The following is a 17511-nucleotide window of genomic DNA, read 5'->3' on the forward strand; positions in this document are numbered from 1 at the left end:
TCAAGCTCTTTAAAAGTTTTCTAATTTTGGGATTTTTCAAATATGCCTAGTTATAACATTGGTTCTGTAGTTACCTGTCGCGATCGCCAGTGGGTAGTTTTACCTTCAGATAATTCTGACGTGATTAGGCTACGACCTTTAAGTGGGAATGAGGATGAGGTTTGCGGTGTTTTTAAGAAACTGGGATTAGAAGTAATCGAATCAGCCGAATTCCCTGCGCCACAACCTGAAGCAATTAAAGACCGTCAAGCGGCTTTGTTATTGATGGATGCAGCGCGGTTGAGTTTGCGGAACGGGGCAGGTCCTTTTCGGAGTTTAGGGAGATTGTCGGTTTATCCACGTCCTTATCAGATGGTTCCTTTGCTGATGGCTTTGCGATTAGAAACAGTACGCCTACTAATCGCTGATGATGTGGGGATTGGCAAGACGATTGAAGCGGGATTGATTGCAAGGGAAATGCTCGATCGCCATGAAATTAAACGAATTGCTGTTTTATGTCCGCCGCACCTATGCGATCAATGGCAAAGGGAATTGCGGGAGAAGTTTCATATTGAGGCAGTGGTGATTCGTTCGGGGACAGTGGGAAAATTAGAACGATCGCTACCTGCGGGAGATCATCATGTATTTGGCTACTATCCCCATATCATCGTTAGTTTAGACTATGCCAAGTCCGATAAGCGGCGAGCGAGTTTTTTAGCCCATTGTCCAGATTTAGTAATTGTTGATGAGGCTCATACCTGTTCGCGTCCAAGTGGTCAAAGCGCTTCGCAACAGCAGCGCCATCAGTTAGTTAATGAGATCGCGGCAAAGCAAGATCAACATTTAATGTTGCTATCAGCAACACCCCATAGCGGTATTGAAGAATCTTTTTTGTCAATTTTGGGCTTGATTAAACCAGAATTTGCGGCGATGAATTTAGAACATCTCTCAGAGAAAGAGAGAACCAACTTAGCTAATCACTTTATTCAACGTCGTCGTAAAGACGTGAAGCAATGGCTAGGTAGTGAAACCCCATTTCCTAAAAGACTATCTACGGAGATTGGTTACAAGCTGACGCGAGAATATCGGGAATTATTTAATGAGGTTTATGATTTTGCGCGAGGCTTGGTTAAGGGTGTTACTGATGATATGTCCTATGCCCAAAAGCGGGGACGTTATTGGGCGGCGTTAGCGCTGATTCGTTGTGTGATGTCATCACCTGCGGCGGCGGTGGCGACCTTAAGTAAACAGGTGGAAAAACGTGAGGTTTCGGAGCGCTTAGAGGCAGAAACGATCGATGAAGACTTGATGGCATCCTATGTTTATGATCCAACGGAACAGGAACAGTCTGCCGATGCTCAACCGACTTTAGCGATCGAGCAGGGACAGCAACAATATCGAGATAGCGATCGCAAAAAGCTCAAAGCCTTTGTCCAGTCTGCTGAAAAACTCTACGGGGCAAAGGATGCCAAGTTGCAACAGGCGATCGCTACAGTAATCACGCTTCTCAATGAAGGATATCATCCGATTATCTGGTGTCGTTATATTGCTACGGCGCAGTATGTGGCAAAGCATTTGGGCGATGTGCTGAAGCAAAAACTTGATAAAAAAGGTAATCGCTTGCGGGTGTTAGCAATTACGGGCGAGCAGTCGGAAGATGAAAGAGAGATATTTTTAAATGAACTAGGAAGCTATGAACTGAGAGTATTAGTGGCGACAGATTGCTTGAGTGAAGGTGTGAACCTGCAAGAACATTTCTCGGCAGTGCTGCACTATGACTTACCTTGGAATCCTAACCGACTAGAACAGCGTGAGGGTAGGGTCGATCGCTATGGACAAAAATCTGCGGTCGTGAAATGTGCTTTACTCTGTGGACAAGACAATCCCATTGATGATGTGGTGTTAAAAGTATTGATTCGCAAGGCGGTTAAAATCCATCGATCCTTGGGCATTACTGTGCCTGTGCCGATGGACAATGCCAACATTACCGAGCGAATTTTCAACTCTTTATTTGAATACGAATCGGCAGGTGTACAGCTTTCTATTTTTGACGCTGGCTCACAGTTGGCGCTACTGGATGCTGAAATGAATCGGATTTGGGAGCAAGCTGAGGAAAAAGTTAGCCGTACAAGGTTTGCTCAGAGGGCAATTACTTCGGAAGATGTGCAACAGGAATTAATTGAGTCCGATCGCGTATTGGGTAATGCGACAGAAATCGAGCGCTTTGTGCGATCGGCTGGTGGGCGTTTGAATGCCTTACTCATTCCTAAAACAATCCAAAAGCATCCTTGCTATCTGTTGCCAAATATCCCGTCCCAGATTGCTCCAAGTCTGTCCGCATTCTTAGGAAACCAGCAAAAGCTAACTCTTTCCTTTGTCAGTCCTACGCCAGAAGGTGTGGAGTTTATTGGGCGTAACCATCCACTAGTCGAGAGTTTGGCGCGATTTCTATTAGAAGATGTTTTAAGTAATATAGCCAATCCTGTGGCGGCGCGTTGTGGTTTCACGGTGACAGATGCCGTGACTAAGCGCACGACTTTATTAATATTGCGCTTGAGGCATTTGATCGATAGCCCAAAACAAGGATTTAAAGAGGATAAGAGCCTATTAGCTGAAGAATGTTTAGTGGTTGGTTTTACAGGCTCAACTTCAAATCCGATTTGGCTAGAGCAAAGTGAGGCTTTACGGTTAATCGAAACTGCTGAACCAGTTGCCGATCCGCCTAGTTTGGGACTGGTGCGATCAGATATGCGCGACTTGTTAGAAAGTATGGAAGATTTGCAGGAGGAATTGGAATTAATTGCGAAGTCGCGATCTCAGGATTTAGCGCAATCTCACCGTAGAGTTAGAGCAATTACGAAGGAGGGACAGGTCAAAGTGAAGGCTCAGTTACCGATGGATTTGCTCGGTGTCTATGTTTTGAAACCTAAGTAGTTCAGAGTAGTCAAGGCTTTAGCCTATTTCCACTTTAAACTCAGAGGCTTTAGCCTCGCTACGGTTAATCATCAATTTATTAAGTATCATGACCACTACTCAAATCTTCAAAAATAGTACAGGTTTGCATATCGAAGGTAATTTGATTGCTGGGGACTATCTTGCGGATCTGGTTACGGGCAGTATCAAGGGACAAGCGCCCGAAGACTTTGGCTTTGCGAAGGCGGATAAGCTGGCGGATGAGATTGCGACGGTGTGGGGTGAGGCGAAAAAGTTTTGGGCAGGATTTAAAAAATCTCGTGAAGAATCTAGTTTCTCGGAGTCAGGGACTACGGAAACGCGCAAGGCTTGGGTTGTGCCTTTGCTTTATAATTTGGGATATTTGCCCAGTTTTCGGGGTGAGGTGGAAGTTATTGATGGACAGAGTTTTGCGATTTCGCATCGGGCGGGAATGCCCTCACCCCCCAGCCCCCTCTCCCAAAAAGGGCGAGGGGGAGAAAGAGAATCAGAAATATTGTCCCCCTCTCCCAGAGGGAGAGGGGCTAGGGGTGAGGGCGAACCTCCGATTCACATTACTGGATGCAGAATAAGACTTGACCATAAGCCGCCGAGTGGAAATCCGAGGCTGTCGGCTCATGGGTTGATGCAGGAATATCTCAATCGGACTGAGCATCTATGGGGGATTACTACCAATGGTTTGCAGTGGCGATTGTTGCGTGACTCTTCTTTGATGACGAGGCTTACTTATATTGAGTTCGATCTTGAGCAAATTCTCGAAGGTGAGAATTTTGCGGACTTTGGGTTGTTTTATCGTCTGTTTCACCGATCGCGTTTACCGATAGGAATGGATGATGCCCATGAGTGTCTGTTGGAGTTTTATCATCAAGAAACTTTGCAACAGGGCGGTAGGGTACGCGATCGTCTAAGAGATGGTGTTGAAAGAGCGATCGCACAATTAGGTAATGGTTTCTTGCAGCATCCCAAAAATCAAGTACTGAGGGATAAGTTTGCAGCTAAGGAAATTAGCGATCGCGATTTTTATCGACAAATCCTGTTGCTGATCTATCGCCTTTTATTCTTGATGGTGGCGGAGTCGCGTAATTTGTTGCTGACGGGGGAAGATCCTGAAAAGGTACGAATTTATGAGGAGTATTACAGCATTGAGCGTTTACGCGCTCTAGCAGAAAAGGCGATCGTTCCTCGCCGCGAAGGATTTCAAGACCTATGGCAAGGTTTGCGGGTGACGTTTTGCCTTTTTGATGAAAATTGGCGCGGTGAGTTGTTGGGGCTATCGCCGCTAAATGGTGATTTGTTCGGCTCGACGACTTTGCCAGAGCTAAATGTGAGTGCGTTAGATAATTACGATCTCATGGTCGTCATTCGCAATCTATCGCTCTATGCACCGACCGATAAGACACAACTGCGGCGTGTTAATTATGCGGCGCTTGATGTAGAAGAGTTGGGCAGTGTTTATGAGAGTCTGCTAGATTTTCATCCACAGGTGAGTTTGTCTCAGGGTAAGTATGAGTTTTTGTTAGTGGCGGGTAGCGATCGCAAAACGACAGGAGCTTATTACACACCATCAGAGCTTGTGGCACAGTTGGTGAAGAGTGCCTTGGAGCCTGTCATTGCAGAAAGGATGAATGAGGCGAAGAATTCCCTCACCCCCCAGCCCCCTCTCCCTAGGGGCGAGGGGGAGCAAGACGAATTTCAGAACCCCTCGCCCTCAGGGAGAGGGGCTGGGGTGAGGGATTCTTGGGAAATTTCTGATGATTTGCGGAAGAAGATGCAGGATGTGGCGCGGCAATTTCGTAAAGAGCCAACTCAAAGTGAAGCAATTTTGTGGGAGGCAATTCGCAACCGTAAGCTAGAAAATCGTAAGTTTCGCCGCCAGCATCCTATTGGTACATTTATAGTTGATTTTTTCTGTAGAGAAGAAAATTTAATTGTAGAAGTTGATGGACTAATCCATGAATCTCAGCAAGAGCTAGACCGTCAACGGCAAGGACTCCTTGAATCTCTTGGGTTACATTTTGTGCGTGTCAGTAGTCAACAAGTAGAAACATCACTCTTTGAGACCTTAGAAACAATCAAACAATCTTTCTTGCTCCCCTCGCCCTCTGGGAGAGGGGCTGGGGGTGAGGGTCTTCAACAACTTCAAGAATCCGCACTCCTCTCCATTAAAGTTTGCGATCCTGCCTGTGGGTCTGGACATTTTCTGTTGGCAGCAGCACGGCGGATTGGGAAGGAATTGGCTAAAGTACGGACGGGTGAAGCTGCGCCTAGTCCTGAACCTTTGCGTGAGGCGACCCGTGATGTGATTCAGCATTGCATTTATGGAGTGGATATCAATCCCCTAGCGGTTGACCTTTGTAAGGTGGCGCTTTGGATTGAGGGTTTCGCGAAGGGAATGCCGCTTAATTTCCTTGACCATCGCATTAAGTGCGGTAACTCGTTGGTGGGTGTTTTAAATCTTGATGTATTAAAGGAAGGGATTCCTGATGAGGCGTTTAAGGCGGTGACTGGGGATGATAAGGCGCTGTCTAGTATCAAGAAGAAGGCGAATAAGCAGGAAAGGCTCAAGGATCTCAAGGGGCAACTCTCGACGGCGGGTCAGTTAGATGATGATTTGGCGGAAATTGCCTCAGCATGGCAGGAGTTGGATCGGATTCCTGAGAATACGCCTGAGTTTGTGAAGCAGAAGAAGGAGCGCTATGAGGCGAATCAACGCGATCGCAAGTGGTGGCGCAGTCGTTCGGCTTGCAATTTGTGGACGGCGGCGTTTTTTATGCCTTTGACTGAGCAGAATTTGCAGTTATTGCCAACTACGGCGGCGTTGGTGCGGTTGTTGAATGAAGAAATTCCCTCACCCCCTAGCCCCCTCTCCCAAAAAGGGCGAGGGGGAACAGGAACCGAAGAAAATCTTGCTCCCCTCTCCCCCCTTGGGAGAGGGGCTGGGGGTGAGGGTCTTCCAGCTATAGGAATCAGAGATATTGTTGATGCTGCGAATCAGTTAGCCTCTGAGAAAGGCTTTTTTCATTGGGCTTTAGAGTTTCCTGATGTGTTTGAGAATGATGGTTTTGATTGCATTCTCGGTAATCCTCCTTGGGAGCGCATCAAGTTACAGGAAAAGGAGTTTTTTGCTTTGCGGGATGGGGAGATTGCGAAGGCGGCGAATAAGTCGGAACGGGAGAAGTTGATTAAGGCTTTGCCGACTCAGAAGCCTGAACTGGCGCGGGAGTTTGAGGCGGCGAAGCATGATGCTGAGGCACAAAGTAAGTTTATCCGCGAGTCGAATCGGTTTCCTTTGACGGCGGTGGGTGATGTGAATACCTATGCGGTGTTTTCGGAGACTGCGAGGGATTTGATTGCGGGAAATGGTAGGGCTGGAATTATTGTGCCTACAGGGATTGCGACTGATGATACAACTAAAAAGTTTTTTAGTGATTTAGTGCAAAAGCAATCTTTAGATAGTTTGATAGGTTTTGAAAATGAAGCATTTATATTTTCAGAGGTACACAATGCTTTTAAGTTTTGTGCTTTAGTTATTACAGGTAAAGCGAGAATAATTAATGCTACTGATTTTATATTCTTGTGTCGTTATTTCTTTGATATCAAAGAACAAAGAAGGCATTTTACATTAACTTCAAAAGATATTGCTTTAATTAATCCTAATACACTTACCTGCCCGATATTTCGTACTGTAGTTGATGCGAAAATCATTAAGAAAATCTATCAAAATATCCCTGTTTTGGAAAATGAAAAAACGGGTGAAAATCCTTGGGATATTTCTTTTATGTCAATGTTTCACATGGCAAATGATAGTGAATTATTTCACAATTCACCCAGTCAAAACACTGTGCTGCTCTATGAAGCAAAAATGTTTTGGCATTACGATCACCGCTTTTCTACTTATGAAAATGCAAAACAAGCAGATATAAATTCAGGAAGGTTACCGCAAACGATTCCAGAAATGAAACAAGATTCTAATTTTGATATTAAATCTCGATATTGGATCAATCGGGCTGAGGTTGAAAACCGCCTTGCTAACAAGTGGAATAAGCAATGGTTAATTGGCTTTCGTGATATTACAACTGCAACAAACGAACGCACAGCAATTTTTAGTTTATTACCACGAGTTGCTGTTGGACATAAAGCACCTCTTCTGTTGACAAACGAAAAAGTCCAACTTGTTTTATGCTTATTTTCTAACTTTAATAGCTTAGTATTCGATTTTGTAGCACGTCAAAAAGTTGGTGGAACTTCATTTAGCTTCTTCATTTTCAAACAACTCCCCGTCCTCCCCCCCGATCGCTACAGCCAAAACGACATCAACTACATCACCCCCCTCGTCCTCGAACTCACCTACACCGCATGGGACATCAAACCCTTTGCCGACGACATTTGGAATCCCACACCCACCCGATCCCAGAGCGAAATCGAAGGGAGCAAAACCGAAACCCACTCCATCCTCACCCAAGTCAGCGACAAACAACAACTTGGGCTTGACCTAGAACTAGACCTCACAGGCAAAAAACAACTCGAACTCACCACCCCACCAGATCCCACCCACCAAACCCACCTCCGCCAACTCATCCTCGAACAATGGCAAGCCAACCGCGCTGCCTTCGATCAAGACCCTCACCCCCCAACCCCCTCTCCCAAAGAGGGCGAGGGGGAGCAAGACTCTTTCAGAACCCCTCTCCCCACTTGGGAGAGGGGCAGGGGTGAGGGGCTTACCGACAACCTAGAAGGCATCCCCCTTCCCCCCTTCATCTGGCACGAAACCCGTCGCGCCCAAATCCGTGCCGAACTCGATGCCTACTACGCCAAACTCTACGGCTTAACCCGTGACGAACTGCGCTACATCCTCGACCCCGCCGACATCTACGGCGCAGACTTCCCCAGCGAGACATTTAGAGTCCTAAAAAACAACGAAATGAAGAAATATGGCGAATACCGCACCCAACGCCTCGTTTTAGAAGCATGGGATAAACTGGGATATTAGGAGGAAAATCATGTCAGCCCGCGATCTATTTCACCAAGTTGTCAGGCACGCCCTTGAAAAAGAAAATTGGCAAATAACCCACGATCCCTATGGACTCCAAACAGACAGCTTTGACCTAGCTATTGACCTTGGAGCCGAAAAAATTCTTGCAGCCGAGCTAGGAGAAACTAAAATTGCTGTAGAAATCAAAAGCTTTCTCGGATCTTCTAAAATTTCTGAATTTTATGGAGCATTAGGACAATTTATAACCTATAGACTTGCCCTGCAAAAACTAGAAAGCGATCGTACCCTCTATCTAGCCGTCCCCGAAAACCTCTATGACAAATTTTTCGCCACTTCCCTAGTCCAAGAACTGCTCCAACAGAACACCATTTACCTAATTACCTACGACATCGAACAGGAGAACATAGTCAAATGGATACCCTCACCCAATACCGTCAACATATCCAAAACCTCCTAAAAGAACACGCTAGCCTAGTTTGGGATACCCGAATTCGCGCAGAAACAATCTTTGACACCGAACATGACCATTATCAACTTGTCTATGTAGGTTGGCGCAACTCCAAACGAGTCTATGGCGTTGTTCTCCACATTGACATCATTGACAACAAAATTTGGATTCAGCAAGACGGCACAGAAATTGGTATAGCCAATAAATTAGTAGATCTCGGCATTCCTAAAGCAGCTATTGTCCTCGCCTTCGATCCGCCAAACCTCCGCAAGTACACCGATTTTGCCGTTAGTTAACATATAACCATTAATCTAAAATTGCCATGTATTCACCAAATCAGACAATTAATAATCCTCTAAAAGCCCTTGATGCCCTCTATCAAACTGGCTATCGTAGCAACACCCTCGAACGTGCCCTAACTAAAATCGTTGATATCGAAATAGCGATCGCTCATCGCCAACATACCGAAATCCAAACCAAAATTCAAAACTACGAACAGCAATACCAAATAACATCCGAAGACTTTTATCAACGCTTTAATCGAGGTGAGTTAGGTGATACTGCGGACTTTGTAGAGTGGAGTGTATTTTACGATCTGCGTCAAGCAATCCGAGATCGCCTTAAAATCTTGCAACCACAAGCAGACTAATGGATGCAGAGCAATATCTAAGTGAGATTAAAACAAAACTCATTATTAGTCCTGCCATATTTTCTTTTACGGTTGTGGAAGAACAAGACTTAAGCGATCGGGGCTATTTTCGAGCTAGAGTCATTCTTGCAAATAATGATTTTCTAGAAGTCTCCGAATACTTCATCGTTGATAGCAATAAAACTATTCCACAACGCTATCGTTATCAATGGATGGATGATACACAATCTACTCTACGCAGACGATGGGATAATGTTCCACATTTTCCAAACCTGCCCAACTTTCCCCATCATATCCATATTGCCTCTGAAGGTAATGTTGAAACAAGCCAAGCAATAGGAATTTTGGAAGTATTACAAATTATTGAAAAAGAAATTGCTGAAAACTAGCCATGACCTTTAGCCTCACCTTTGCCCCAACCTTCATGCACGAACTCATTGGCATACCGCAGAATGTCGCCAAACGAGTTTCTAAAGCCACCAAATTATTAGAACGCGATCCCATCTCTGCCGAAGGGGATGCCAAAAGGCTCAAAGGTTATGAAAATGTCTATCGCATCCGTATTGGTGACTATCGTCTTTTTTATGCGATCGGTACTGGTTGGGTAAAGCTGCTGAGTGTCCGCAAGCGCAATGAGCGCACCTATGAAACCGAAATTCCTAATGTCGTAGCGCCAGAAACCACCCTCGATCTCCAGTCCGTAAAACCGAAGAAAGTCCCCTCACCCCCCAGCCCCCTCTCCCAAGCAGGGAGAGGGGGAGAAAGAGAAGATGACCTCTTGTCCCCCTCTCCCTCAGGGAGAGGGGCTAGGGGTGAGGGACTCCCTTTCGCACTTACAGAAGATATCTTGCAACAATGGCAGATTCCCGCACAATATTGGACAGCGATCGCTAAGGTGAATAGCGCTGAAGCATTGCTAGAGCTAGATATGCCCGATCGCTTTCTAAATGTGATTCTGGATAACCTTTATCCACGTTCCATTGAAGAAATAGATACACAGCCCGAATTTGTCCTCAGTCAAGCCGAAGACCTCGATCGCTATTTTGCTGGCGATCTCAGTGCTTTTTTACTCAAGCTCAGCGACGAACAAGAAAAATTAATTCAATTTGGCAGCAATGGCACAGTTCTGATCAAAGGCGGTGCAGGTACTGGTAAATCTACCCTTGCCCTCTATCGCATCAAAAAATTAGTAGAGCAGGGCTGCACCTCCATTTTATTTACCACCTATACCAATGCCCTCGTTTCCTATTCCGAGCAACTTCTAGAACAATTACTAGGCTGTCCTCCTGCGGATAAAGGCGTAGAAGTAACTACGATTGATGCGATCGCCCGCCGCTATTTCGTTACCACAGGCAAAACCACCCCATTCCTTGATCGTGATAAATGTCTATCACTATTAGCCAATGCCCTAGAGCAAGCGAATATTCCTGCCCAAAATGTATTTGATCGCCAAGTCAAACTGCAAACATTACAAAAACTGGGTTTACCCTACCTCCTCGATGAAATCTTACAAACGATCGAAAATTGGGGCATTCGCACTCTTGATGATTACATTGCCCACGATCGGCGTGGTCGGGCTGTGCCGCTGCGACAAAATATTCGTGAAGCAATTTGGGCAGTTTATGAAACATGGGAAAAGTTATTAGCTAAAAATGGCAGCCTCACATGGGAACAGCTACGCCGCCAAGCTCTTGAAGTTGCTCAAAATTTAGTTGAAAAACCCTATCAAGCGATCGTCATTGATGAAGCTCAAGATTTCTCCCCTGTCGCCCTGCGCTTTTTACTTAACCTCACTCCCAACTTCGACAATATTTACATCACCGCTGATGCTTCTCAATCCATCTATCAGCGCGGCTTTAGCTGGAAGCAAATCCATGAAGATTTGAAAGTCACGGGACGGACGCTCATCCTCAAGCAAAACTATCGCAACACCCAACAAATAGCGATCGCCTGTACCGATATTCTGCTTGGCACAGAAGCAGGCGATCCCGAATGCTTACAGCAAATTCCCTCTTTACATATCGGCGATCCTCCTTTGCTCTTCCTAAGTAACAACCAAGATCAAGAACTAGCCGCTATTCGCGATTTTTTAATAGACTCCGCCAAACGTTTTCGTCTTCCTCTGCATGGCAGCGCCATCCTCTGCCCAAATAACTACAGCGCTGAAACCTATGCCAAACAATTATCACAATTGGGACTCAAAGCCAAATTTGTCTCAGGTAAAAAGATCGATCTTAAAGCTCCCTACATTAAAGTCCTGACCCTCTATTCCGCTAAAGGTTTAGAGTTTCCCTTTGTGGTAGTCACGGGATTAGCAGCAGGTAATTTCCCAAGCTTCAACAGTGATTTACCGACAGAAGAACATTCTAAAATCCGCGATGAACAAAGGCGGTTATTTTATGTCGGCTGTTCTAGAGCTATGCGATCGCTAATGGTTTGTGGCTCCTCCTCATATCCCTCTGAATTTATTGAAAACCTCAAAGCCCCATATTGGAACCCTCACCCCCCAGCCCCCTCTCCCATGAAGGGAGAAGGGGAGTAAGACAATTTCTTGTTCCCCTCTCCTTTCTTGGGAGAGGGGCTAGGGGTGAGGGTCTTCCAAACTGACATTTAACATTACATCTTCAATTAAAATCATGTCCTCAAAACTCTCTTTACAACTGCAAAACCTGATCCAAAAGCCTGAAGCCGTGTTACATAATTTTGCGGGCATGATTGTCGATGGGAATGTGGCGATCGACTGCTCAGGAGTCGAAGCCGCAGATATTAATGAGTCTCAATTGCAAATTCTCTTTGGAGAAATCCGTGAAAAATGGGACTTCACACAACTCGGTGAATCCCTCGATCCTGCGACTATGAGCGATTCTCTGGCAGAGAAATTACTTAATTGGTTTCAAAATAAGCCAGTCGTTAAAGTTAGTAATCAAATTATTAATCTTAACGATTCTCCCTCCACTCCATCTCTCAACATCTTTGCTCAACGCGATCGCATCATCAATGAATATCGCAGCTACATCGAAAGCTTTCTCAAAATCGCCGATCCGCGACTCAAGGAATTTGTCGAACAGGAGTTAAACGATGGACATCTCTGGACACCACCACTCCTGCAACTAACTCCCGAATATCAAAAAGGACGAACCACCAGCGAACTCATTGCCGCAGGCATCTTACATCCTGACTGTTCCCAATATTTCCGCACTGATAAAGGACAACCCTTTCATTTTCGCTACCACCAAGAACAAGCCTTTGAAATTGCCCATCGTCAAGAAAACTACGTTGTCACCACAGGTACAGGATCGGGCAAAAGCTTAACTTACATCGTCCCAATTTTCGATGACCTAATCCGTAATCCTGACCAAACAGGCGTTAGGGCGATTTTGGTATATCCCATGAATGCCTTAATTAATTCCCAAGAGGAAGAGTTAAGAAAGTTTCTCAAAAATGTTCCAGACACCCATATTCGCGTTGAAAAATATACGGGTCAGGAAAGCCAAGCTCAAAAGATCGCCATCCAAAACGATCCACCTCAAATCCTGCTCACGAACTATGTAATGCTCGAACTGATGCTTTCGCGTACCCATGAAGCAAAGTTTGTCAAATCCCCAAATTTAAAATTTCTTGTCCTCGATGAGTTGCACACCTATCGCGGTCGTCAAGGCGCAGATGTAGCAATGCTGATTCGTAAACTGAAGCAACGGTGCGGTCAAAAGCTGATCTACATCGGCACAAGCGCCACCATGTCTACCCAAGGTGATCGCCATGATATCCGCAAGACGATCTCAGATGTCGCCAGTAAACTTTTTGGCTCTGAGGTAAAACCCAATCATGTGATTGATGAAACCCTCAAACGTTCCATCGATCGCCATGAGCCTGACCTTGCGGAACTAAAAGTGGCGATCGCTAATCCCTTACCCGAACCATCAGATTCTCTAACGGATCTAACGCTCTTTCGCCAACATCCTCTCCCTGCTTGGATTGAGATGAATTTTGGGCTAAAAGATGACAATGGACATTTGATTCGTCGTACTCCCATCGCCATCTCTACTGGTGCAAAGCAACTCGCTGAACTGACAGGACATCTAGTCTCTGAATGCGAACAAAAACTTACAGATGTATTACTATGGGGCAGCCGCATTAAAGACCATAAACAAGGTTTAACTTTTAGACTGCATCAGTTCATCTCACAAGGCGGCAGTGTCTATGCCACGATTGAGCCAAAAGATCAGCGATACCTTACCCTTGACGGACAATACAGCACCACAGGCGATCGCTTGCTGTTCCCGATCGTCTTTTGTCGCGAATGTGGACATGATTACTACATGGTGCGTTGCGATCGCGAAAATCATAAAATTACGCCGCTACTCCCCAACGCGATAGACTTTGACCCCGATAACACCGAAATTCAAGAAGGCTATATCACTCTTGATGAGCCTGATTTATGGAGTGACGAAGATTGCGATCGCTTACCTGATAGTTGGTTTAAGGTCACCAAAAGAGGTGGACGGGAACCCCAACAAAAATATATTGATCGCATTCCGCAAAAGCTGCGGATTCTATCCAATGGAACGATTACCGATAAATTAACCGAAGGTATTCCCTGTTGGTTTGTCAAAAAACCTTTTCGCTTTTGCCTCAACTGTGAAATTCTGCATGATGGACGCAAAGCCGAGTTTACCAAACTCTCTCGACTTAGCAGTGAAGGGCGCAGCAGTGCCACCACTTTGCTCTGTCTTTCCACTGTTGAAGAACTTAAGGCAAGTCTCGGTGAAAATAATCATGCTGCTAAAGTTCTGAGCTTTACCGATAATCGTCAAGATGCTTCATTGCAAGCAGGACATTTCAATGACTTTGTGCAAACTACATTTCTGCGATCGTCTCTATGTGCAGCTTTGGCTAAAGCCAAACTACTTACTCATGAGGCGCTGGCTCAAGCTGTATTCAAGGAAATGAATTTGCCCGAAGAGGAATACGCTAGAGAACCAGCCCCATTTGATACCAGTAAAAGAAATGAGCGAGTTTTTCGAGACCTATTGGAATATCGACTTTACGAAGACCTACGACGCGGCTGGCGATTATTACAACCGAATTTAGAACAATGTGGCTTACTAGAAATCCAATATCAAGGATTAAGAGAAACTTGTAATGATGAAGGACTATGGCAGACCATTGATCATCCTATCCTCAGTAAAGCCTCACCTCAAGAGCGCTTTATTGCAATTAAGGAACTTCTCGATTTATTGCGGCGCGAACTAGCGATCGATGCCGACCTATTAGATGTAGAACGAGTAGAACGCCTATACAAAGCAGTTACTCAATCTATTAGCGATCGTTGGAAATTTGAACTAGATGAAAATCTCTACAAAGCAAAATCGGCAATCTTCATCAAGGATAAGGATGATACTAGTTCAACTAGCAAAGCAAAAAGCAAATCATTTAGCAAATCAAATACAAAATCAAATACACAGGAGACGATCCCCCTGAGTAAACGCAGTCGATTCGGAAGGTTTCTGAGTAGCAGTGCTGCATGGTCATGGTTAACTGAATCACTCTCAGAGCCAGCCTATCAAGAATTACTAGAAAAATTAATTGCAGCTTTACGGGCTTCAGGATTTCTGTCTGGAGATGCTAAGACCGTGCAGCTTCGTCTCGCTAAAATTGAATGGCACGCTGTCAACTTAGATCAAATTCCTGTTAGCTTACTCACTACCAAGCGGCTCCAAGGTAGCACTACTAACCAAACTAACACCAATAAATTTTTCCAAACCCTATACACAAGAAACACAAGCGGTATTAAAAATCTGGAAGGTCGGGAGCATACAGGACAAGTCACTAATGAAAACCGCGCCAAGCGAGAAGAAGACTTTAGAAATGGTAAAATTGCGGCTCTATTCTGCTCGCCAACGATGGAGCTAGGGATTGATATCTCTGACCTCAATGTTGTGCATATGCGAAATATCCCTCCTAGTCCCGCTAACTATGCTCAGCGTAGTGGACGGGCGGGACGGAGCAATCAAGAAGCCCTCGTGATTAGCTACGCCTCCGTTGGCAGTGGACATGATCAGTATTTCTACCAACGTCAAGGACAAATGGTTTCAGGGGTAGTTGAGCCTCCCAAACTAGAACTTGCAAACCAAGATCTCATGCAGTCTCATGTTTATGCGATTTGGTTGGCACAAACTGGTGTTGATTTGCAAAATTCTATGAATCAGTTACTAAACATGGATGCGCCAAATTACCCTTTGAATGATGATATTCGAGCCAGATTTCAATCTACAAGTACAGGCGATCGCTTACATAGATGCATTGAATCTGTTCGAGAAGTCCTAGCCGATCAATTCTGTCAAGCCGATATTAATCGTGCTAGTTGGTACAATGACAACTGGATACGCCGTACCCTTGAAGATGCCCCTAATGCCTTCGACCGTGCTTGCCAACGTTGGCGAGAGCTATATGCTGCCGCAGTCAAGCAAAGGGAAGAAGCCAGAAAGATTAGCGATCGCTTTGCCGCAGGTGGAATTAGCAATGCCGAGAGAGACAATGCAGAGAATCTAGAGAATGAAGCCAAAAGGCAAATAAACTTATTAATAGGGGCAACTAGTAACCAAAATCGCAACTTATCAGAACAGGAGTTTTCCCCCTACCGATACTTTGCTACGGAAGGCTTTCTCCCTGGATACAACTTCCCCCGTCGTCCTATTCGCACTTATATTCCTTTTGATGGCGGGAGATTTATTTCGCGCCCTCGCAATGTTGCCATCCGTGAGTTTGCACCCTCAAATATTGTCTATTACGAAGGCAGTAAATTCCAAATTGCTAAAACCAAAATATCTGTTGGTGGCATTCAAGATGAATATACACAGGCTGCTTTTTGCTATTCCTGTGGCTACTTCCATGAAGGACAAGATGCCTTTAAGAATAGAGAAACCTGTGAGAACTGCGGCGCAAAACTTGAGGATAAAGGTAGATTAAATGCCAAAACTATACGTTTACTGGAAATGAATACGGAATCAACCAAACGCCGTCAACGCATTACCTGTGACGAAGAAGAACGCCTAAAATATGGCTATACGATGACTACCCACTTTCGCTATGCCACAAACAAACGAGAGGTTGCTAAAGTCTTAGTCCAAAGCGAGAAATCTACAGAATGCTTGATAGAACTTAGTTATGGAGAAACTGCCAATTTATGGCGCGTCAATCGAGGATTAAAAAATAACCGTGAAGAGATTGGCTTCAAGCTAAATCCTAAAACAGGTGAATGGGGCGATTTTAAAGGAGATCAAGCAGCAGGAAATCAAGTTACTAACCCTGAAGATTTACCCCATAACCAAGTTCTCCTAAAGGTACAAGAAACCTCCAATATTCTCGTAATCCAACCTCAGAATATACCCAAGGACAATCAGGATGCATTTCTCGCTACTTTGCAATATGCCTTGGAAAGAGCAATTCAAGCGGTATATATGCTCGAAGAAAATGAGTTGTCTTCCGAACGTCTTGGCAATGGTAAATATCTATTATTCTGGGAAGCTGCGGAAGGTGGTGCGGGTGTTCTATCTCAAATTATTGGCGATCCTCAAGCATTCCAACGCATTGCTAGAGAGGCTCTAGATATTTGCCACTTTACCGAAGATCAAGATAAGCCTGATTGCATTAAAGCTTGTTATGAATGTCTATTGTCCTATAGTAACCAATTGGATCATGCCTTGCTCGATCGCCATCTAATTCATGACTACTTGGATAAGTTAACAACTAGTCTAATCGAGCGTCATTCTTCAAATATCAGCAGAGAAGAACAATATCAAGCCCTTCTTTCCCAAACAGATCCAAACTCCGATTTTGAAAGACAAGTTCTTCAGGAAATTTACGACCAGCATTACAAGTTACCTGATGCAGCCCAATACTTCATTGAAGAAGCAAATATCAAACCTGACTTCGTTTACTTAAATGAGAAAATTGCTGTTTTCTGTGACGGTTCCGTTCACGACTCTCCCGAACAACGAAAAAAAGATCGGCGCGATCGCGCCAATCTAAGAGACACAGCAAATTTTTATGTGATAACTCTTCGCTATGACCAAGACTGGCGTTCAGAGATAAAAGGCTTAGAGTTGCACTAGTTTTTATATTCCTTACTTAACAACTAATTTCAAATTAACAAACGGACTGATTTCAATGACACAACCTCCTCTCCCCCAACCTCAAAGCGATCGCACACCAATCACCTTCGAGCAGTACGAAGCCTACACACCCGAAAAACTAGAGCTATGGGACGGCTTCTATGACTACGGCGACCCAGAGGATTTCAAAGGCTTTTACCTAGCAATCCTTACAAACATGGGATTACGCGCCGCCGTTAGCCATGTCCCGATCGCACAGTGGTTAGCCGCCATCCAAGAGGTAGCATTGCAAAATCCCAAGCTTGACGATGCTTTGCGCGATCGCTTAGTTCGAGGAATAGCTGAGTTGAATGCAATCGCTGAGTGTTTGGAGTAG

The 17511-nt window shown here is 44.9% G+C and carries 9 protein-coding genes; all 9 read left to right on the forward strand.

Annotation, left to right across the window (positions count from 1 at the left end; genetic code table 11):
* Nucleotides 1–42 precede the first annotated feature (42 nt).
* Entirely contained in the window at nt 43–2913 is a 2871-nt protein-coding gene (locus H6G05_RS19740) for a helicase-related protein (protein WP_190580674.1), read from the forward strand.
* A gap of 88 nt (nt 2914–3001) precedes the next feature.
* The gene (locus tag H6G05_RS25460) at nt 3002–7921 is read left to right on the forward strand and encodes an endonuclease domain-containing protein (protein WP_242025674.1); all 4920 of its coding nucleotides are present in this window, start codon (nt 3002–3004) and stop codon (nt 7919–7921) included.
* Nucleotides 7922–7931: 10 nt separating this feature from the next.
* Nucleotides 7932–8381, forward strand: a complete 450-nt coding sequence (locus H6G05_RS19750) for a XisH family protein (protein WP_190580676.1) — start codon at nt 7932–7934, stop codon at nt 8379–8381.
* Complete coding sequence (locus H6G05_RS19755) at nt 8336–8668, forward strand: XisI protein (protein ID WP_190580678.1); 333 nt, start codon at nt 8336–8338, stop codon at nt 8666–8668. The genes H6G05_RS19750 and H6G05_RS19755 overlap by 46 nt, the downstream gene beginning before the upstream one ends.
* Nucleotides 8669–8694: 26 nt before the next feature.
* A complete protein-coding gene (locus H6G05_RS19760; protein WP_190580680.1) occupies nt 8695–9021 on the forward strand; it encodes a hypothetical protein in 327 nt (108 codons plus the stop codon).
* Complete coding sequence (locus H6G05_RS19765; RefSeq protein WP_190580683.1) at nt 9021–9410, forward strand: toxin-antitoxin system TumE family protein; 390 nt, start codon at nt 9021–9023, stop codon at nt 9408–9410. The genes H6G05_RS19760 and H6G05_RS19765 overlap by 1 nt, the downstream gene beginning before the upstream one ends.
* Before the next feature lie 2 nt (nt 9411–9412).
* The gene (locus tag H6G05_RS19770) at nt 9413–11563 is read left to right on the forward strand and encodes a 3'-5' exonuclease (RefSeq protein ID WP_190580685.1); all 2151 of its coding nucleotides are present in this window, start codon (nt 9413–9415) and stop codon (nt 11561–11563) included.
* Nucleotides 11564–11657: 94 nt separating this feature from the next.
* The gene (locus H6G05_RS19775; protein ID WP_190580687.1) at nt 11658–17135 is read left to right on the forward strand and encodes a DEAD/DEAH box helicase; all 5478 of its coding nucleotides are present in this window, start codon (nt 11658–11660) and stop codon (nt 17133–17135) included.
* Nucleotides 17136–17190: 55 nt separating this feature from the next.
* A complete protein-coding gene (locus H6G05_RS19780; RefSeq protein WP_190580689.1) occupies nt 17191–17511 on the forward strand; it encodes a hypothetical protein in 321 nt (106 codons plus the stop codon).

Origin of the sequence: Phormidium tenue FACHB-1050, assembly GCF_014696925.1 — a bacterium.
Classification (GTDB): Bacteria; Cyanobacteriota; Cyanobacteriia; order Pseudanabaenales; family Pseudanabaenaceae; genus Pseudanabaena.

Excerpts from the sequence above, each read along its gene's own strand:
- H6G05_RS19740 (WP_190580674.1), top strand. The coding sequence starts at position 43 with ATGCCTAGTTATAACATTGGTTCTGTAGTTACCTGTCGCGATCGCCAG.
- H6G05_RS25460 (WP_242025674.1), top strand. The coding sequence starts at position 3,002 with ATGACCACTACTCAAATCTTCAAAAATAGTACAGGTTTGCATATCGAA.
- H6G05_RS19750 (WP_190580676.1), top strand. The coding sequence starts at position 7,932 with ATGTCAGCCCGCGATCTATTTCACCAAGTTGTCAGGCACGCCCTTGAA.
- H6G05_RS19755 (WP_190580678.1), top strand. The coding sequence starts at position 8,336 with ATGGATACCCTCACCCAATACCGTCAACATATCCAAAACCTCCTAAAA.
- H6G05_RS19760 (WP_190580680.1), top strand. The coding sequence starts at position 8,695 with ATGTATTCACCAAATCAGACAATTAATAATCCTCTAAAAGCCCTTGAT.
- H6G05_RS19765 (WP_190580683.1), top strand. The coding sequence starts at position 9,021 with ATGGATGCAGAGCAATATCTAAGTGAGATTAAAACAAAACTCATTATT.
- H6G05_RS19770 (WP_190580685.1), top strand. The coding sequence starts at position 9,413 with ATGACCTTTAGCCTCACCTTTGCCCCAACCTTCATGCACGAACTCATT.
- H6G05_RS19775 (WP_190580687.1), top strand. The coding sequence starts at position 11,658 with ATGTCCTCAAAACTCTCTTTACAACTGCAAAACCTGATCCAAAAGCCT.
- H6G05_RS19780 (WP_190580689.1), top strand. The coding sequence starts at position 17,191 with ATGACACAACCTCCTCTCCCCCAACCTCAAAGCGATCGCACACCAATC.